We start from the raw sequence: 18,589 nt of genomic DNA, 5'->3' as shown, positions 1-18,589 counted from the left end.
TTGGCGAGGCGCCTGGCCGGTCGAATGGCCGGCCAGGCGCCTCGAGTTGGCGGAAGTTACTTTCTCTTCGCCGCTTCCTTGGCGGCCAAGGTCAGCATCGCTTGGAAGGCGAGGGGATCGCCTGGGTTGTCGTCCGGACCGAACGCGGCGACAACCATCGCCTGGAATGTGGTGTGCAGGTCGTCGAGTTCGCCCCCCATGAGCACCAGCATCTCGCTAAGTCGGTCACGCAATTCACGAACCTCGTCGAAGGTCAGGTCGGCTTCGCCAGTCACGTAGCAGCGGTCTGTCTCGCTGCCTAGGAGGCGGTTGACCTGTACCTGGATGCCCGAGACGGCTACTGCCATCGACTCGTGCATGACCGTCTCGTCTGACGCCTCGTCATGAGTTCGAGTGCACCAGCCGGGACAGTCGGGCCGGCGTTGGTCGGGCCTGCCGGTTGGCGTCGTGCTGAGGGTTGTCGTCATGGTGTTGACCTCCTTCTCAGTGTTGCCGTGGAGATCACTTACCCAAGATCGAAGAATTTAGATCAACTCTTGCGTAACGCGGTGGCTGGTCCAACTGTCCAGCCCTGGACAGTTAGGGGACGTCCCGCTACTTCCCCTTCAGGGACCAGTCGGCGTCGCCGTCCTTGACCGTCGCGTCGCTGTACTGCGACGTGTTCGACATGGGCCAAACGCCGTTCGGGAAACTGCTCGGGTCCACGGCGTCGCCATGCAGCGTGATCATGGCAGCGACCTGGGCGCCGAGAAACGCCGCCAGGGTCGACGTGGCCGTCACGATCACCGTGGTGTTGACACCCACCTCTTCCAGGAACAGCGCGATGCCGGGACCCGAGAAGATCCCCGACCCCATGCCGGCAATCGACACAGCCAGAGCTGCGATGAACTTCGCAAGCACGCCGGCCAGGACGATGTAGAACGCGAGGCCCGCGCCCGCGCACGCCAAGAGATTGAGGGACGTGCTACCGGCAATCGAGCCGATCCGGGCCGCAGCGGACGACTGGGCGCCGGCCGCCGCCAGGTAGGCGTCCCGCGATTTCCCGGACCAGTCCGTGTCGTCGACAACGAGGTTCTGGGTGGAGAGGTCCGTCGCGACACCGTTGGCCTTGCCCTTGATGTCCATCCAGCGCCACGAGTCGATGAACATGAAGATCGGCGCCACAGCGCCCTTCAGTAGATCGATGAACCAGTCAAGGATGGCCTTCCCGACCTCGACGGTCTTCTCCGCGATCCACTTGAAGCCTTCAGCAACCGGCGGAGGGACGTACCAGCGACCGGCCGCACTGTTCGCCGCCGGGATGACCTGGGCAAGCTGGCCTTCGAAGGTTTTCAGCCCCGTCTCGATTTCTCGGATGACGGCCTCGTACTGCGCTTGACTGAACATGAGCTATCCCAGATCAGTAGATGTTGCGGATGCGGTGTTCGTTGGCCTTGTCCTCGGCGTCGTAGGTGTTCGCGACGTCGCGCAGCGTGGAGCCGATCCCGGTCATCGCGGACGCGCCTTCCTGACAGCGAGCACTGACGGCATGGATGACGTCGTTGTACGGGCCGACCATCAACTGGAACAGGCCGGCTTCGAGTCGGCCGAACTCCATGCCGGCGACCGTGGAGCTGAGCGTCGCGAGTTTGCCGCTCTGCTCGTCCCATTCGCCTGCCTCGTTGCGCAAGGCGTTGGTGGCGACGGTGACCTGTTCTGGGGTTGGTCCGGTCATTGGTCACCGTTCCGGGTTGTCGGGTTCGCGGTCATGGAGAGCAAGGTGGCGAGCGCGTCAGCGACAAGATCGTCAGCGCGGGATGAGCTTGGGGGAGGCGGAGGCTCCGGTCTCGCCCGTTTCAGTGCCACGGATAGGGCCGCGCTGACTGCGGATCCTTCCTCGCGTTCCGCCCAACGGGGAACGATGTCGCAGGCCAACAGTCCGCCCTGCCCGACCCGGACAACAACGTGTCGTCCGTCGTCAGCACCCTCATGCTCCTGATCCGCCGGGGCGGAGGCGGACCGTTGCGCGCCTTGCAGTTCGGTGATGGCCTCCTCGGCGACGTCGTTGACGTCACGCGTGAGCCCGTGAGGAGGCGCCGGCAGATCCGATTGTCCCGCCTCGCCAGCGAACTCATCGACATCGGCCCGGCGGCGCCACCAACGCTGCTGGTCGAGTGCATCGATCCACGACTCCATGGCCCGTCGCACCGCATCGCGGTTGGCGTCGAGTACAGCAGCAGCGAGTGCTTCGGGCGCGATGCGTTGCCGCCAACCGTCTCGTACACGAATGTCGGTGGGCGCACCGTCCGGCCCGAGGCTGACGCGCACCCACCCGGTGGCGTCGCTTCCCTCGGTTCGCTGCGGGGTCGCGGCGGCGAGGCCTTGGGCGAGCTGACTGAGCTGCGCGGCCTGCTGTTGGAGCTTCGGGGCCGGGTTGCCTGGCTGCATAGCGCTCATAGCCCCCGCTCTTCGTCGCCCGGCTGAAGGACAGCGCGGCAGATCAGCGCGAGGAATAAGGCAGCGGGGGCGAGCAGGAACGCGAAGATGATCGTGTTTCCGCCATTGATGGCTAGCACCATGGCTGTCAGCGCGATGAGGCCGGCTGCGATGCACAAGGCTGCCGCCGTAGTCACCTGCAGCGCCCTGCTCGCACCTCGCCAGCCGACTACAGCACCAACACATGCGACCACCGTGCTCGCGACCGCCAGCAATGCGGTGCCTGTGCGGCCGAAGGGGGAGGCGTCAGCGACTTCGTCGAAGCCGATGCTGGCTACGGCGACGACGAGAAGTTCCACGGCCGCGACCGCGCACAGCAGTGCGAGATTGAAACCGCTCGTTTTCTTGACGCCGTTTGCCGACCTCACTGCACCCCCGCCCTTCGGCCATCAGAAGCTCACAGACTCGCGCAGTTCGCTCTGCCCGTGCAACCCGGTGTCAGCTTCCTGATCTTCTGCCGGGTGTGGCCGACGGTGTTACGCGGCTACTCTCTCGGCCGCGACGTACGCCTCACCGCGGGCGTTCAGCGTCAAAGACTCGACGACGCGGCGCCGTCCGAGGCCGGGCTGGAAGTTCAGGGTGCCGTACCCCTTGCGGGCAAGGGCGTTAAGCGTGGCGCGGGTGGCCTGCCGACTGGCCCGCACCGTGCGGTCGGCGTGGACATCCGCCAGGCGCAGAGCCCGAACCTGGGCGGGCTCGAGCGGGGCCAGGTGCGCCCTAGCGAGCGTCGGCCGGACCTGCCGAACCTCGGCCGGCGCCGGGACGGCATCGGCGAGGCGGGGGGCGAGCTGGTTGGCCGTGCCGACCACCTCAGCGAGCGCGGCCAGCACGAGCTCGGCCGGCTTGGTGGCGATGATTTCGTGGACGGGCACGCCCTGGTGGGCGGCGCGGGCGATGCGCTGGCATTCGCGGTAGGCGGGGGCGGCCTCGGTGTAGGTGCCGCACAGCTCTTCGATGCGGGTGGGTCCGGAGAAGACCATGACGGCCCAGTGGGTGTCGAAGCGGGTGTAGGTGATGGTGAGGTGCCCGTACGTGCCGCTGATGCTTCGCGGGGCGAGGTTGGTAGCGTTCGGCATGGTTCGGCTCCCTGGTTGCTCAGGTTGTCGGACTGGGCCTCGGCGGGTCTCTCACCACCCGTCGAGGCCACCTGCTTACACTCCAAATGTTAGTTGTTTTTGGGGTGTCGAGGGAAGCTCGGTCACCCCAAAGAGTGAGTAGATTTGGGCTGAGTGCTGTGGCAGCATGGCCTCGTGACATCGGAATCTCCGGACCTCGAGCGCCTCGCTACGGATTTCGCCGCCGCCCGCGACGAGCTCGCCCGGCTGCGACGCCGGCTGCCCGAGGTTCAAAGCGAGATCGCGCGCCTGCGCCCCCAGGTGATCGATGCATTGGTGGACGACATCAAGCACGGCCGGCGCAGCCAAGCCGAGATCAGCAAGCTCACTGGGTATACCACCGAACGCATCCGCCAGCTCTGCCGAGCTGCGGGCGTCGAGGCGGCTTAGGTCCAATCGGTCGTCCCGCGTGGCTGTCTTCGGTGCAGTACCTGCTGGGCGGCCTCAAGCGTGACCGAGCGCATGGCGGCTGGATCGCTGCGCAGAAGTGGCCAGGTGTCGCGTTGCGGACACCGGAAGGTGCCATGTCTCGACCGAGCGCATGGCGGTTATTGACTGTGTGAGGCGGGCGGCCCTACGTTGCGTATGCCCGTGGTCACGGAACCGTGCAGCCCGTTTTCGACCCGGAATCCGTTTTGCGTGTGAAAGATGCGGCGTGTCAACTTGACGCCAGGAGCGACTTCGCACTTTCGACGTATGGTGAGGATCCAAATCCCGTGAGACTGTGGAAGAAGCCGCTTCCCAAGACGACCAACCAGGCAGAGATGCAGAAGATCCTGGAGGGAAACGGGTGGGTTCGAACCCAAGGCGGTAAGCACGTCGTAAAGATGGAGAAGCAGGGCCAAAGGCCGATCACCCTGCCTTCATGCAACGGGCAGCAGTACAGCCGAGACCTGACAAGCCGGATCTTCAAGCAAGCAGGGCTCAAATGATCGAGGGGCGCGCCGCGATGAGCGAGGTCAGAAGGTTCCAGCTAGAAGTACACAAGGACGAGAACGGCTACTGGGCCGAGGTGCTCGACCTGCCAGGGTGCTTCGCGAGCGGGCGTGACCTGACCGAGCTGTTCGAAGCGCTTAGCGAGGCCATCGGGCTGTACCTAACTGACGAGTCAGTGACGGTGACGGTGGACCGTGTGGAAGAAGAGATCGGAGAGAAGGTACGGAAGCTTCCGATCCGCGCGACGTTGGTCCCAGCCGGCTGATTTGCAGGCGTCGCCACTCGGCTGATCATCTTCCCTGCGGCCTGCCTCCCGATTGGAGGCGGGCCGCTTTCGTGAGATCACAGTACGAACGCGGTCGAAACCCTGTCTAGACGCCAATGAGCGGCGCGAACGTGGCGATCATCCTCGGCGTCGTGCTGTTCGCGGTACGGGCTGCGCGGGCCGGACCCGGGCTCACCGCGGTGGTCTGCGCGGCCGGCCTGGTCGGCTTCGTCATCCTCGCGCGGCCCTCACCGAGTGTCGTGCGTGCCGCCGCCATGGGGGCGATCGGGCTGGTCGGGCTCGCGGCGGGGCGGCCTCGGGCGGCGGTTCCCGCGCTGGCGGCCGGAGTTGCCGTGCTGATCGTGGTCGATCCCGAGCTGGCGGGGGACGTGGGGTTCGCGCTCTCGGTGCTGGCGACGGGTGGGTTGCTGCTGCTCGCACCGGTGTGGCGGGACGCGTTGGTGCGGCGCGGGTGGCCCGCTCCTGCTGCCGAGGCGCTCGCGGTTCCGGCCGCCGCGCAGGTGGCGTGCGGTCCCGTGGTGGCGGCCATCTCGGGTTCGGTGAGTGTGGTGGCCGTGCCCGCCAATCTGCTTGTCGTTCCCGCCATCGCGCCGGCGACGTTGCTGGGGGTGTCGGCCGCCGTCCTGTCGCCGGTGTGGCCCGCGGCGGCCGAGTTCGCGGCGTGGGCGGGACAGTGGCCGGCGCGGTGGCTCGTCGTCGTTGCCACGTACGGGGCGCGGGTGCCCGCGGGGGCGGTGCCGTGGCCCGGCGGGGTGGCCGGGGCGCTGCTGCTGGCGGCGCTCACCGTCGCCCTGCTGTTCGCGGCGCGCAGACCGGTGGTGCGGCGGCTGGTCGCGGTGGTCGCTGCGGGGACGGTGCTGGGGGCTCTGCCCGTACGGCTGCTGGCCGGTGGATGGCCGCCCGCCCGCTGGATCGTCGTGACCTGCGCGGTCGGGCAGGGGGACGCCGTCGTGCTGCGGGCCGGGCCGGGGCGGGCGGTCGTGATCGACGCCGGGCCCGAGCCCCGGGCCGTGGACCAATGCCTGCGGCGGCTCGGCGTACGGCGGGTGCTCCTGTTCGTCGTCAGCCATTTCCACGTCGACCACATCGGCGGCGTCGCGGGGGTCTTCCGGGGCCGGGAGGTGGCGGGAGTGATCACGCCGCCGTGGCCCGAACCGCCGGGTGGCCGTGCCGCCGTCGCTGCCCGGGCCGTCGCGGCGCGGGTGCCGATGGTGGCGGCCGGGCCCGGTTGGACGTACGCGGCCGGCGGGCTGGTGCTCACCGTGATCGGGCCGTTCGAGCCGTTGCACGGGACCAACTCGGACCCCAACAACAACTCCCTGGTGGTACGCGCCCGCGTGGCGGGGCGGACGGTGCTGCTGCCCGGCGATGCTGAGACGGAGGAACAACAGGAGCTGCTCGACCATCTCGGGCCTCACGCCGTACGCGCCGACGTGCTGAAGGTGGCCCATCACGGGAGCGCCTATCAGTTGCCGGAGTTCGTGGATGCGGTGGATCCGGCGGTCGCGCTGGTGTCGGTCGGGCGCGACAACGACTACGGGCATCCGAATGCGTCGCTGCTCGCGCGGCTGGGACGGGGTGGGGCGCGCGTGCTGCGTACGGACGAGAGGGGTGACCTCGCGGCCGTGGTGACGGGCGGTGGCGGGCTTGCCGTGGTGGCCAGGGGCGACCCGCCGTCGAGCGCGGGTCGGTGAGGCGGTGTCACGTTTCGGTGTGCCGGGTCGTCCCTGTGCCGGGGCCGTGGACGTTGCGCGGCGTGAGGGTTCGCGGAAGGAGCAGGAGCATGAGGGTTGCCATCGCCGGGGGTACCGGCCTGACCGGACGGCAGGTGGCCGACGTGCTTGGCGCGGCCGGGCACGAGACGGTGGTGCTGGCCCGGGGGCAGGGGGTCGATCTGGTGAGCGGCGCCGGGCTCGACGCGGCGCTCGACGGGGTGGATACCACGATCGATGTCAGCAACGTCACGACGATGAAGCGGGAGGTCGCCGTCGGGTTCTTCGAGCGGGCCGGGCGCAACCTGGTGGCCGCGGCCGGGAAAGCCGGGGTGCGGCATCACGTGGTGTTGTCGATCGTGGGGATCGACCGGGTGAAGACCGGCTACTACCAGGGGAAGCTGCGCCAGGAGGAGGTCGTTCGCGGCGGCGGGGTGCCGTGGAGCGTGCTGCGGGCGACGCAGTTCCACGAGTTCGCGGGCCAGTTGCTCGAGCGGCTGCCCGGGCCGGTGGCGCTCGTGCCGGCGATGAAGGTCCAGCCGATCGCGGTCCGGGAGGTCGCCGAGGCGCTGGTCAGGCTGGCGGTGGGGGAGCCGCGGGGCATGGCGGGCGACCTGGCCGGTCCGCGGGTCGAATCGCTGGTGACCATGGCGCGGCGGGTTATCGGGGCCGGCGGGGCGCGGCGGAGGCCGGTGCTACCGCTCCGGTTGCCGGGGCCGATGGGGCGAGGCGGGTTGCTGCCCACCGGGCCGGGGCCGCGCGGGGTGCAGACGTTCGACGAGTGGCTGGCCGAGGGGAGGGCAGGGCACCGCTTCGCGGGCCGCTGACCGTGCCGGTCGGTGTCGGCCGCCCCGGCCACTGTCCGGGCCGGGGACGGCGGTCGCGGTCACGGTCGCCGAGCGTTCATCTGGCGGATGATCAAGGGAGTATCGGTGATCATCGACGTCGTCGTAGGGTCGGGACTGATTCGCAGGAGGGTGCCGAATGTCTGTGTCGCGTAGTCGTGCCGTGCTTGCCGGGGCCGCCGGGGCGCTCCTCGTCGTGACGCTCACCCCCGTCCCCTCCGCCGGGGCCGCCTCGGTGCCCTCCGCCGGGGCCGGTCGGGGGCGGGAGGTACCGCTGGTTGAGGATCCGGTCGCCTATGTGGATCCGTTCATCGGGACCACCCGCGGCGGGAACGCGTGGCCCGGTGCCACTCGGCCGTTCGGGATGATCGCCTGGAGTCCCACCAGCACGAACGGGGACCAGACCAGCACCGGGGCGGCGAACGGGTACGAGTACAACGTCACCAAGGTGCGCGGTTTCAGCCTCACGCATGTCAACGGGGCCGGGTGCAATCCGGGCGCCGCCGGGGACGTGCCGATCATGCCGTACGTGGGGGAGGTGGACAGTTCGCCGACCGCGGACAGCAAGGACGCCAAGTACGTGTCGACGTTCTCGCACGCCAACGAGTCCGCGAGCCCGGGGCGGTACTCGGTCACGCTCGACTCGGGGGCGCGTACCGATCTCGCGGTGAGCATGCGGGCCGGGATCAGCGACTTCTCGTTTCCCGCCGGGTCGGCCGCCAACCTGCTGTTCCGGACCTCGAACTCGCTCAACGGCAGCGAGGACGCCGAGATCAGCATCGACGCTTCCGCGCGTACGGTGAATGGATCGGTGTTGACCGGGGGGTTCTGCGGGCGGCGCGGCAACGGGGGCGGGGCGGGCAACCCGAACCGGCGCTCCTACTACCGGTTGTTCTTCAGTGCGGTGTTCGACCGCGACTTCGCCCGGACCGGCACCTGGAAGGACGCGACGGTCACCCCCGGAGGCACCTCCGCGAGCGGCGGCGAAGGCTATCTCACCGGCGCCGACCGGGCCGGTCGCGGCTCCGGCGGCTGGGTCGGCTTCGACACGGGTTCGGACGCGGACGTACGCATGCGCCTCGGGATCTCGTACGTGAGCCTCGACGGCGCCGTGGCCAACCGCGAAGCCGAGGTCCCCGCCACCGCGACCGTCGACTCGGTGGCCGCCGCGACCCGGGCGGCCTGGTCCACCGAACTGGGCCGGGTGCGGGTCGGCGGCGGCACCGAGGCGCGCACGAAAGCGTTCTACACGGCCGTCTACCACTCGCTCATGCAGCCGCAGACCATGAACGATGTGGACGGCCGCTACCTCGGCGCTGACTTGCAGATCCACTCGAAGCGGCCCGGGCAGCAGGCGGTGTACGGCACCTTCTCCGGCTGGGACCAGTACAGGGCGCAGATCCAGTTGCTCGCGATCCTCCGGCCGGACGTGGCGGGGGACATGGCCCAGTCGATGCTCGACTTCGCGGCGCAGAACCGGGGCATCTGGGACAGGTGGCTGCACCTCGGCGCGCCGACGCACGTGATGACCGGCGACCCCGCGGCGCCGACGCTGGCCACGTACCACGCGATGGGCGTACGCAACTTCGACGTGCGAGGGGCGCTGGATTCCCTGGTCAAGCAGGCCACTGTGCAGAATCCGGACGCGCTTTCCGACGCCGGGTGCCCGGGACAGTGCGTGGGGCAGCGGCCGACGCTGAACACGTACCTGGCCCTGAAGTACGCGGCCAACGACATCTGCCACTGCTGGGGCGGCGCGGCGGAAACGCTGGAGAACTCGCTCGCCGACTTCTCGCTGGCGATGTGGGCGCAGCGGGCCGGTCGTGGCGACCTGTACCGGCAGTTCCTGCCCCGTGGCGACTACTGGCGGAACACGTACAACCCGGCGGTCGGCTACCAGGCGGCGCGCCGGGCCGACGGGAGCTGGCAGAGCGGCTTCAGCCCGTCGACCGACGTGGGGTTCGCGCAGGGTTCGAGCGCCACGTACACGTGGATGGTCCCGCAGGACGTGTCCGGCCTGGCCGCGGCGATGGGTGGCCGTGAGGCGGCGGCGGCGCGGCTCGACGGCTTCTTCCACGACGAGAACGGCAACTGGGCGGTGCTCGGCGGCAACGCGCTCCGCTACGACCCGACCAACGAGCCGGGCATCCACGCGCCCTGGCTCTACAACGGTCTCGGTCAGCCCTGGAAGACCCAGGAGACGGTGCGCCAGATCGTCGACACCGCGTACGGGACGGGCCCGGGAGGGCTCCCCGGCAACGACGACCTGGGCACGATGAGCGCCTGGTACGTGTTCGCGGCGATCGGTCTCTTCCCGCAGGTCCCGGGCCGTGCGGAGCTGCTCCTCGGGAGCCCGGTCTTCACCCGGGTGGTGATCGACCGCGGCAACGGCGTCCGGCTGACGATCAGGGCCAACGCCACGGAGCCGTACGTGCAGAGCGTCAAGCTGAACGGTGCCGGGCTGCGGAAGTCGTGGCTGCCGGAATCGTTCGTGCAGAGGGGCGGAACGGTGGCGTTCACGGTCGGCGCGGCCCCGAACCGGTCATGGGCAACGGCGGACGGAGACCTCCCGAAGGACCACTGACGAAACGGCGCCTATTCGTACCGGCGGGCGGCCGACTGGCGTGCGCGTTGCTGCTCGTCCAGGCCGTCGGCCCACTGCTGCGCCGTCCGGGGTCCATTGACCAGCCCGGCATCCCCCAACCCGAGCGCAGCCCCGCCGTCCCCGCTCGCCGCCGCGAATGGATCACCGGCCGGGCCGCCAGGGCGATGAGTCTCGTCCCCCGCCGGCCAGCCGTCGCCCCCGACCCGGGGAAGCCGCCTCGTCTCCCCGCCCGGAAACTCCTCCCTGGCCGGGAACGGCTCCTCCGTCCCACCGGGGAGCGGACCTCCCGGCCCGCCGTGCCAGGGACTCCGCGCTCCGTCGTGGCTCCGCCGGGCACCGTCCTCGCCGACGGGCAACGCCGCGGGCCGCAGGGGCGGAGCGTCCCCCGCGCGGCCGATCCCGGAAGGGGAGAGCCGCACGGTCTCGGCCCCCGGCGACCCGAACCCGCCGGCCCGAGGCTCGAAGCCGAACCCCTCCGGAAAGTCCCCGTCCCGCCGAGGCGGAACCCCGGCCACCGGCCCCCGAGCGCCCCGCCGGGCCGGCCGCCCGGCGGCCCGCCCGTCGCCCGGACCGGGTGCGGCAGGCCGGGGCCGCATCAGTGCCCCCGCCACCACGTCGTTCAGCTTGACCATCACCGCGACCGTCACCGGCAGCACGAGCACTCCCCACCAGCTGACCAGTTCGGCCAGGGCCAGCAGGATGCCGAGCGCGATCGCGCCCTCCAGGAACACGAAGCACAGGAAGCCGCTGGGCGCGAGATATTGCAGGCCGAGCAGGCGGGCGTACAGCGGCTGGCGGCGCACCTCATCGCGGGACAGCCCGGCGCGGCGGGAGCGGGTCACCGGACACCCCCGGACTGGCGCGCGCGGGCCACGGCGAACACGGCCTGCTCCAGCGCGTAGCCGCGGTCCTCCGCGCCGCCCTTCACCGCGGCGTTGCAGTCGGCGGCCGCGCGCATGGCGTCGACCAGGCCCTCCGGGGACCACCCGCGGCTGCGCTCCTGCGCCTTCTGGATCTTCCACGCGGGCATGCCGAGCGAACTGGCCATCTGATACGGGTTGCCACGCCCGGCCGACGCGACCCGGGCGACCGTGCGCACCCCGTCGGCGAGGGCGTCGGCGATCGGCACCGGGTCGACCCCCACGTGCAGCGCCCAGCGCAGCGCCTCGAGCGCCCCGGGCAGGTCACCGACCATCGCGGCGTCGGCCACGGCGAACCCGCTGACCTCCGCCCGCCCCTTGTAATACCGCGCCACGACGGCGGCGCTGATCCGCCCGTCGGTGTCGGCGAGCAACTGCGAGCAGGCAGCGGCGATCTCGCGCAGGTCGGTGCCCACCGCCTGCAACAACGCCGAAGCGGCGGCCTCGTCGCACCGCCCGCCGTGCCGCCGGAACTCGTCCCGCACGAAAGCGATCCGCTCCCGGTCACCCTTGAGCTTGACGGCGGGCACGACGGTGGCCCCGGCGGACTTCAACCCGTCCGCGAAAGCCTTGCCCTTCGCCGCCCCGAGATGCGCGACGATCAGCGTCACGTCGGGATCGGGATTCTTCGCGTAGGAGAGCAGCGCCGCGGCCAGATCCTTGCGAGCATCCTGCCCGCCACGAACCACCAGCACCCGCCGCCCGCCGAACAGCGAAGGACTGAGCATCTCGGCAACCTCGCCGGCACTCAGCTGCCCGGCCTCATACTCCCGCACATCGGCCCCGGGATCCTGCTCCCGCGCCCCCTCGACCGCCGCGGCGATCGCACGGGCGGCAAGCAACTCCTCGTCACCGAGGACGAGAAGGACCGGAGCGGAAGGTGCGCTGTTCACGCCCAGAATCTTTGCACGGGGGTCCGACACTTCCGCCAGCCTCACTCCTGCGCGCAGCCGTCTGATCATCGAACGCGAAACCAGACATATCGGCAACCCGCCATGCCTCCGGCGTGCACAACGCCCCCAATCAGGAGGGACGCGCCCCCCGAACCGAAGACGTGATCCGACGCACATGCCGACCGATAGCTCAGGGTCGAACCAAACACAAGGCCTAATTCGGGCGTGTCGGGAGGGTTCTCTTTTTTACCGTACGGCCACAGCCAGTTACGTGACACACGCCCGGCACCTGCCGTCCCCACCCGATCACGCACCCATCCGGCAGAGCGAACGGACCGCGCACGGTCACGGAGCCACGGCGGATTGTGGACGGTCGCCGCACCCTCGCCGGCCCGCGCCCACCGCATGGCGCCCGGCGCGGCAGCGGCGCGGCCCGCTGCCGCGCCTTGCCGCAAGCGTGCCGGTGAGCTCGGATGTGATCCTGCTGGTCGGCGGCACCGACGGAGGTGACGAGCAGTGTGCCTGCCCGCCGCGCGCTCGCCCGTAGCGCCGCGCGCTTGCCCGTAGCGCCGCGCGCTCGCCCGTAGCCCCGCGCGCTTGCCCGTAGCCCCGCGCGCTTGCCCGTAGCCCCGCGCGCCGCGCGCTCGCCCGTAGCCCGCTCGCCCGTTGCCCCGCGCGTGCCGCCAAGCGCGTGCTGCGTTGCGTCCGTTATGCCGCGCGTGCCGCCCCGCGCCGGTGCGCAGCGGCCCTGCGCCCGTAACGCCGCGCGCTTGGTGCGCAGCGCGTTTGCCCGGGCATGTAGTCGCGCGCCGCAGTTGTGCCATTGGTGCCGCGTGCGGTCAGGCAGGCGGCGCCGGGTCGGGCGGGCGGCGCCGGGTCGGGCGGCGGGTGGTGGTGCGAGCCGCCTGGGAGCGGGTACAGCTCAGGCACCGCTGGGCCCGGAGGTCCGGCGGTGCCTGGAGGTGTTGTTTGGTGGCCTGGTCGCGCCGGGTTGGCGCGGTGGTGGCCGGTCCGCGGTCAGGCAGACAGCGAGGCGACCCGCTTGGCGATGGCCGACTTGCGGTTCGCCGCCTGGTTCTTGTGGATGACGCCCTTGCTCACAGCCTTGTCGAGCTGGCGCGAGGCGTCACGCAGCAGCGCGGTGGCCGTCTCGCTGTTGCCGGCCTCGCTCGCCTCGTTCAGCTTGCGGATCACGGTCTTCAGCGACGACTTGACCGACTTGTTGCGCAGCCGGGCCTTCTCGTTCTGCCGGTTGCGCTTGATCTGGGACTTGATGTTCGCCACGCGACAGCCTTGTCCTGACTAGTTCGGATGATGTACTCGGACGGTGGTGAGTGCAGCCAGCAGCAGCGCGTCACCACACGCGACGAACCAATGTATCAGGCCCGCTGCGGCCCCCCAAATCGAGCGGTCCCCCGACCGGCCATCCGCCCAGCGTGCGGCCCATCCCGCCCGACATCCGAGGGCCCGGGCGGCGTGACGGCCGCACGGCGGAACGCCGGGGAGCGGTGGCGAGTGTGGCGGCTCACGGCGGACCGGCGGCAGGGTGGCGGCTCGCGGCGGAGCCGGACGGCAGGGTGGCGGCTCACAGCGAGCCGACGGCAGGGTGGCGGCTCGCGGTGAAGCCGGGCGGCAGGGTGGCGGCTCGCAGCGGAGCCGGGCGGCCGGGCGGCCAGGCGGCGGCTCGCGGCGCAGGCAGGTGTTCAGGACATCGAGGGGTCTGCTGCGTGCGTGGCCGGAGGCCGGGGCGACCGGTCGTGGGTGAGGCACAGCGGCCCACCCCACCGCCCAGCTCAACCCGCCCCCGGCCCCAACTGCCCCAATCGTCCCCGATGGCCTGGGCGTCCAGCCCTCCTCGGGTGCCCTTTTCTGCCCTCGCCCCTAACCCGCCGGGCCACTTTATTCAGGTTTTACTTCGGGCATACACAGAATGGGCCTGCCTTTATGCGTACCGAATAGATGCCTGTCGTATCAGCTGCATTCCGCATCACTCGCCGTGTCCGATCGGATGCTCGGTGAGACAGTCGAAAAAAGTCGCCGGGACTGTGCAACGGGGCACCTGTGAATCGGCGTCTTTATCAGTGCAGGCTCATGCCGCCTACCCGGAATCGAGTGGATCGCGTGTTGACGAATACCCATCCTGCCACGCTGAGTGGATACGAGCCGCTCACCTCGGAACAGCGCACCGAATTCCTCGAGCGCGGTGTCGTTCTCGTCCGCAACGCGCTGAGCGAGGAGCATCGGCAGCGGCTCGAGGACGCGGTCGATCGCGTGTACGCCGAGGAGAAAGCCGCAGGCGGCGTGCGTGACGACGGCGTGCTGCACCTCCTGGGCTTCCTCCCGCGCGACGAGTCCTTCGGCGAACTGCTCACCCACCCGACCGTCTTCCCGTACCTGTGGGGAGTCGCCGGCTGGAACATCTACAGCCACCACAATCACCTCGATGTGACGCCGCCCGCGCGCGGTGAGGAGCCGCCGTCGTGGGGCTGGCACCAGGACGGCTATCGCCAGAACTCCGATCCGGAAACGCTCGATCCCACCCAGCCGCGCCCGATGCTGTCGCTGAAGGTCGGATACGTTCTGTCTGATCTGTCGCGTACCGGCCGGGGTGCGACGAAAGTGATTCCGGGAAGTCACCTGCAGAACACGCTGGAGCGCCCGGCGGACAATACCGATCCTTCGAACGCCGTCGAAATAACCGCCGAGCCGGGCGACGCGTTCATTTTCGACCGTCGCCTCTGGCATTCCCGTTCCGCGAACCTGAGTGCGGTGACGCGCAAGATCCTTTTCGTCGGATACACGTACCGATGGATCCGGCCTCTCGACGACATGCCGATCGACCGTTCGAGCGCATGGTGGCAGAACCGGACCCCCGTGCAGCGGCAACTGCTCGGCGAATCGCCCGACACCATCAATTACTGGGGCGTGAAGTGGAACGGATATGTCGACGAGGACATCCCGCTGCGCCATGAGCTGCGGGAGCGCGGGCTCCTGGACCGTTCGATCCCGTGGCTGCGCTGATCGGATTCGGTCGTACCGTCTCGACCTGGGTCAGCGCCGGTGCCACCCGCGCCGGGAGGCGAGCCACGCCAGCGCCTGCTCGCCGCTGAACCGCTGGTGCTGCCGGCTGTGCGGGGACGCGCTGCTCGGCCCGGCGGCTGCACGCGTCAGCCAGTAGCCGCCCATCGCCGCCAGCACCCCGTCCACGCCGGCGCCCGGCGCTGCCCAGGGCTCGAGCAGAAGATCCACATCAAGCCCGCTCGCGTACGCCGTGACGAGCAGCGTCACGGTGTCGAACCACGGCGCGCCCAGGCACGGCCACGACCAGTCGCAGAGCCAGGCTTTCCCGTACGTGTCGATCATGATGTTGTCGATGCGCAGGTCGCCGTGCAGCATCCCGGTCCCGGCGACCAGTTCGGGCAACGCCTGCTCCAGGGCGGCAAGCTCCTCGAGGCGCGCCGGCACCCACGGGGGCGCGGGCGGAAGCGGTGCCCGCCCGCCCGCAACCTCCGACCACCACGAAAGCTCACTCCGCACGATCCCGCTCAGCGTCGGCAACCCCCCGAGCGCCGACAACCCGCCCGGCACCGCAAGCGCACCCCGGCCCGCCGGCCCGTCGAACACCTCCGCCCAGCCCGGCGCCCTCGGCCCGCTCGATCTTCCCACCCCACCCGCCGTGTCCGGTCCTGTCGACGTGGCCGCTCCACCCGCCGTGATCGGCCCTGTCAACGTGGCCGGTTCGCCCGCCGTGACCGGCCCTGTCGACGTGGCCGGTTCGCCCGCTGTGGCCGGTTCTGTCGACCTGGCCGGTCCGCTCGCCGTGGCCGGTCCGCTCGCCGTGGCGGGATCGCTCGGCGTGGCGGGTTGATCCGGCGTGGCCGGTGCGGTCGGCGTGCCGGGCCCGCTCGTGGGCAGTAGGCCCGTCGTGGGTCGACCAGCCGCCAGGGGCGTGGCCAGGGCATCCGCCGTCACCCGCCAGGCGTGCAGCGCCGCCGCGAGGTCCTCCGGCGTCCACGGCAGCCCCGGCAACCGTCCGTTGATTGCGTCGAGGCAGAGGACGAAATGGTCCTCGGTCGTCAGCGTCCAGCGTGGGCGTGGCGCCGGCACCTCCGGCGGGAGGGCGGATGTGATGACCGCCTCACGCGCGTACGCGTGGGCCTGTGAATGTGGTGCCGCCTTGAGGAAGGCGCGTTCCCCGGCCGAGGTCTCGACGACGGCCGCGAAGCTCCTGGTGAAGCCGCCGCCCGCGGTGGTCGCGGCGGTCACCCGGGCGCCGAACCGGTCCTCGATCGCGGTCCGCAGGGTCAACGGCAAATCACCCCAATGCGGACGTACGGCCGTAGCACCGTAGGCCACCTCGGGCAGGGATACCGGACGCATGACCCCATCCTGCCTTCCCGATTTTGTCGTACCCGGCTGGCAGGCTGTCGCCCATGAGAACGGACGACTTCTGGGCGGTCATCGACCGGGCGACCGCCGACCGGCCGGGTTCGCCCGACGAGGTGGCCAAGCGTGCCACCGCCGACCTCGCAGCCCTCGACCCCACCGAGATCGTGGCCTGGGGCCGCCACCTCGACAAGGTCCTGGCCGCCTCCGGCAAGGAGGACCTGTGGGCGGCGGCCTACCTGATCAACGGCGGCTGTTCGGACGAGGGTTTCGACAACTTCCGCGGCTGGCTGATCGCCAACGGCCGCGAAACCCTCGCCCGCGCGGTCCGCGACCCCGACTCCCTGGCCGACGTCCCCGCGGTCCGCGCGGCCGCAACCACCGGCGCCGTCTTCGAGGCGGAGGAGGTGCTGACCATCGCCGAGGTCGCCTACCGGGAGGCAACCGGCGACGAGTTCCCGCCCAGCGACTCCCCACCGGGCCGCCCGGACCCATCCATGCTGTGGGACTTCGACGACGAGGACGAGATGCAGCGGCGTCTGCCCCGCCTGTCCTCCCTCTTCCTGGAGCCCCCTGAATAGCCGCCGACACAGCCGCCGACCTCCCGGGCAGCCGGGCCGGCTCCGGCGGTCTCGTGAGGCTCCACGCGGCAGGGCCGTGCCGGGCTCCACCGGGCGGGAACGGCCCGCACCCCGCCGGGCGGGAACGGCCTGTGGCTCACCGGGCGGGAACGGCCCGCACCCCGCCGGGCGGGAACGGCCTGTGGCTCACCGGGCGGGAACGGCCCGCACCCCGCCGGGCGGGAACGGCCCGTGGCTCACCGGGCGGCAACTTGGCCGGGTCCACCCGGCGGCACCTTGGCCGGGGCCTATCCGCGGGGGCCGGCCGGGGTTCACGCTGCGGGACTGGGGCCGGGCCCTGCGGGTGGGCTGGGCTGGGCCACGCTGCGGTGCTGCCGGGGTCGCGCGGCGGGACCTGGCCGGGGTCATCCGTCCGGGCCGGGCCGGGTTCCACCCAGCGGGAAATTGGGTCGATCGGGAGGTGCGAAGTGGACAGGGTGGCGCCATGAGTGTTGACGAGCGAAGCCCGGCCGAAGCGTTCCCGCAAGCCCTTGTGGCGGCGGTGAGCTGCAACGACGCACATTCGTTCAGCAAGCCCAACCGCACCGCGATCGAGCTCGTGCCCGGCCTCGGAGTCCGCGGCGACGTCCACGCCGGCGTGACCGTGCGCCACCGCAGCCGAGTCGCCGTCGACCCCGCGCAGCCCAATCTGCGCCAGGTGCACCTCATCCACGCCGAGTTGCACGAAGAGGTGCGCGGCACCGGCTACGAGGTGCCGCCGGGCGGCCTGGGCGAGAACGTGACCACCTCGGGTGTGGACCTCCTCGCCCTCCCTTGCGGAACGATCCTGCGCTTCGGCCCACCCGTCTCCACCCGGCCTGCGGGCATCCCGTCGTCCGAGGCGGGCACGGACACCGCGGTCTCCGCCAACCCCGGCGCGGCAGCGAGCCCGTCGCCTTCCTCCGGCGCGGCAGCGAGCCCGTCGCCTTCCTCCGGCGCGGCAGCGAGCCCGTCGTCTCCGTCCGGCGCGGCAGCGAATCCGCCGTCTCCGTCCGGCGCGGCAGCGAACCCGTCGCCTCCCTCCGGCCCGGGACCGGACCAGGCCGGAGCGGGTTCGGCTCTCGCGGTGTCGTCTGGCTTGGGCGCGGTTTCCTCCTCGATCGCGTCGGCTGACGCACCCGTTTTCGCTCACCTCGGCGTGGGCATGGCGGACGGTTCGGGGCTGGGCGGCGGGGGCGGGCCGCTGGATGTTGTCGGTGCTGCTCAGCGGGCTTCGCTGGATGGTCCGACGGCGGAGGCGGTTGCGGTGCTTGCCGCTGTCGTTGAGGCCGAGGCCGCGTCGGGGGCGGTGGCCGACGGGCGGCCGGCTGTGGTGATCACCGGTTTGCGCAATCCGTGTCAGCAGATCAACCGGTTCCGGCCGGGGCTGCTGAAGGAGGTGCTCGGCAAGGACCCCGACGGGAGGATCGTGCGCCGGGCCGGGGTCATGGGAGTGGTGTTGCGCGGTGGGACGGTTCGGCCGGGGGATTCGATCACTGTGGAGTTGCCGGCGGTGGTTCCGCACCGAGCTCTGGACCGCGTCTGAGCCGAGGCTGGCGACTGCCCGGTGCGCCCGGAGCGGGGCGCCGGGGTGGACCAGGTGGCGCTGGTGGTGAGGGTGCCGGGGTGGACCAGGTGAGGGTGCTGGGGTGGCTGGGTGGGGCTGGTGGTGAGGGTGCTGAGGTGGCTGGGTGGGGCTGGTGGTGAGGGTGCTGGGGTGGCTGGGTGGGGTCGGGATCGGGTCTCGTCCGGGGGTGGGTTCGCGGCGTGGGACGATAGGGGGGCCGGACCTTGTGCCGGTTGGCAGTTTGGCAGGT

At 70.8% G+C, this 18,589-nt stretch carries 16 protein-coding genes and 2 pseudogenes; 8 read left to right on the top strand and 10 right to left on the bottom strand.

All coding sequences use genetic code 11. From position 1 onward, the window contains the following. Positions 1-56: 56 nt before the first annotated feature. From CLV70_RS27080 to CLV70_RS27055, 6 genes are all read right to left on the bottom strand, one after another. Positions 57-467, bottom strand: coding sequence for a hypothetical protein (locus tag CLV70_RS27080; RefSeq protein WP_146164169.1), 411 nt, complete (start codon positions 465-467; stop codon positions 57-59). Between the two features lie 127 nt (positions 468-594). Beyond that, positions 595-1,386 carry a hypothetical protein gene (locus CLV70_RS27075; protein ID WP_106129412.1) on the bottom strand — a complete coding sequence of 264 codons (792 nt, stop codon included), beginning with the start codon at positions 1,384-1,386 and terminating at the stop codon, positions 595-597. Positions 1,387-1,399: 13 nt separating this feature from the next. Next, complete coding sequence (locus CLV70_RS27070; RefSeq protein ID WP_106129411.1) at positions 1,400-1,714, bottom strand: hypothetical protein; 315 nt, start codon at positions 1,712-1,714, stop codon at positions 1,400-1,402. Continuing rightward, positions 1,711-2,436, bottom strand: coding sequence for a hypothetical protein (locus tag CLV70_RS39225; protein ID WP_146164168.1), 726 nt, complete (start codon positions 2,434-2,436; stop codon positions 1,711-1,713). Before CLV70_RS39225 ends, CLV70_RS27070 begins: the two co-directional genes overlap by 4 nt. Further along, the gene (locus CLV70_RS27060) at positions 2,433-2,774 is read right to left on the bottom strand and encodes a hypothetical protein (RefSeq protein ID WP_158277832.1); all 342 of its coding nucleotides are present in this window, start codon (positions 2,772-2,774) and stop codon (positions 2,433-2,435) included. The genes CLV70_RS39225 and CLV70_RS27060 overlap by 4 nt, the downstream gene beginning before the upstream one ends. A gap of 177 nt (positions 2,775-2,951) precedes the next feature. Further along, positions 2,952-3,551, bottom strand: coding sequence for a hypothetical protein (locus tag CLV70_RS27055; protein ID WP_106129408.1), 600 nt, complete (start codon positions 3,549-3,551; stop codon positions 2,952-2,954). Between the two features lie 153 nt (positions 3,552-3,704). On the opposite strand from CLV70_RS27055, the gene CLV70_RS27050 reads away from it, so the two are divergent. The 5 genes and pseudogenes from CLV70_RS27050 (at position 3,705) to CLV70_RS27025 (ending at position 9,953) form a co-directional block, all read left to right on the top strand. Further along, entirely contained in the window at positions 3,705-3,980 is a 276-nt protein-coding gene (locus tag CLV70_RS27050; RefSeq protein ID WP_106129407.1) for a hypothetical protein, read from the top strand. 538 nt (positions 3,981-4,518) lie between these two features. Then, positions 4,519-4,791 (top strand): type II toxin-antitoxin system HicB family antitoxin, encoded by a 273-nt coding sequence (locus tag CLV70_RS40495; RefSeq protein ID WP_211303898.1) that lies wholly within the window; start codon positions 4,519-4,521, stop codon positions 4,789-4,791. Positions 4,792-4,901: 110 nt separating this feature from the next. Then, positions 4,902-6,506, top strand: a pseudogene (locus tag CLV70_RS27035) (ComEC/Rec2 family competence protein); the annotation flags it as partial. An 89-nt stretch (positions 6,507-6,595) separates the two neighbouring features. Continuing rightward, positions 6,596-7,351, top strand: coding sequence for an SDR family oxidoreductase (locus CLV70_RS27030; protein ID WP_106129406.1), 756 nt, complete (start codon positions 6,596-6,598; stop codon positions 7,349-7,351). 157 nt (positions 7,352-7,508) lie between these two features. Next, entirely contained in the window at positions 7,509-9,953 is a 2,445-nt protein-coding gene (locus CLV70_RS27025; RefSeq protein ID WP_106129405.1) for a GH92 family glycosyl hydrolase, read from the top strand. A gap of 593 nt (positions 9,954-10,546) precedes the next feature. On the opposite strand, the pseudogene CLV70_RS41260 reads toward CLV70_RS27025, so the two are convergent. The 3 genes and pseudogenes from CLV70_RS41260 to rpsT all read right to left on the bottom strand — a co-directional run. After that, a pseudogene (locus CLV70_RS41260) lies at positions 10,547-10,816 on the bottom strand (hypothetical protein); the annotation flags it as partial. Further along, positions 10,813-11,787, bottom strand: a complete 975-nt coding sequence (holA, locus tag CLV70_RS27015) for a DNA polymerase III subunit delta (RefSeq protein WP_425440231.1) — start codon at positions 11,785-11,787, stop codon at positions 10,813-10,815. The pseudogene CLV70_RS41260 and the gene holA, both read right to left, overlap by 4 nt. 1,017 nt (positions 11,788-12,804) lie before the next feature. After that, positions 12,805-13,071, bottom strand: coding sequence for a 30S ribosomal protein S20 (gene rpsT, locus CLV70_RS27010; RefSeq protein ID WP_106129403.1), 267 nt, complete (start codon positions 13,069-13,071; stop codon positions 12,805-12,807). A gap of 828 nt (positions 13,072-13,899) precedes the next feature. Here rpsT and CLV70_RS27005 point away from each other — a divergent pair. Beyond that, entirely contained in the window at positions 13,900-14,808 is a 909-nt protein-coding gene (locus CLV70_RS27005; RefSeq protein ID WP_245908481.1) for a phytanoyl-CoA dioxygenase family protein, read from the top strand. Between the two features lie 30 nt (positions 14,809-14,838). On the opposite strand, the gene CLV70_RS39220 is transcribed toward CLV70_RS27005, so the two are convergent. Further along, complete coding sequence (locus CLV70_RS39220) at positions 14,839-16,095, bottom strand: phosphotransferase family protein (RefSeq protein WP_158277831.1); 1,257 nt, start codon at positions 16,093-16,095, stop codon at positions 14,839-14,841. A gap of 125 nt (positions 16,096-16,220) precedes the next feature. Between CLV70_RS39220 and CLV70_RS26995 the strand changes: the two genes are divergently transcribed. Together CLV70_RS26995 and CLV70_RS26985 are read left to right on the top strand one after the other, a co-directional pair. After that, positions 16,221-16,754, top strand: coding sequence for a DUF4240 domain-containing protein (locus CLV70_RS26995; RefSeq protein WP_106129401.1), 534 nt, complete (start codon positions 16,221-16,223; stop codon positions 16,752-16,754). 484 nt (positions 16,755-17,238) lie between these two features. Continuing rightward, a complete protein-coding gene (locus CLV70_RS26985; RefSeq protein ID WP_106129399.1) occupies positions 17,239-18,318 on the top strand; it encodes an MOSC domain-containing protein in 1,080 nt (359 codons plus the stop codon). Positions 18,319-18,589: the final 271 nt, after the last annotated feature.

This window comes from Pseudosporangium ferrugineum, from assembly GCF_003002065.1.
GTDB classification, from domain to species: Bacteria; Actinomycetota; Actinomycetes; order Mycobacteriales; family Micromonosporaceae; genus Actinoplanes; species Actinoplanes ferrugineus_A.
This window is presented reverse-complemented; position numbering and strand designations above follow the sequence as displayed.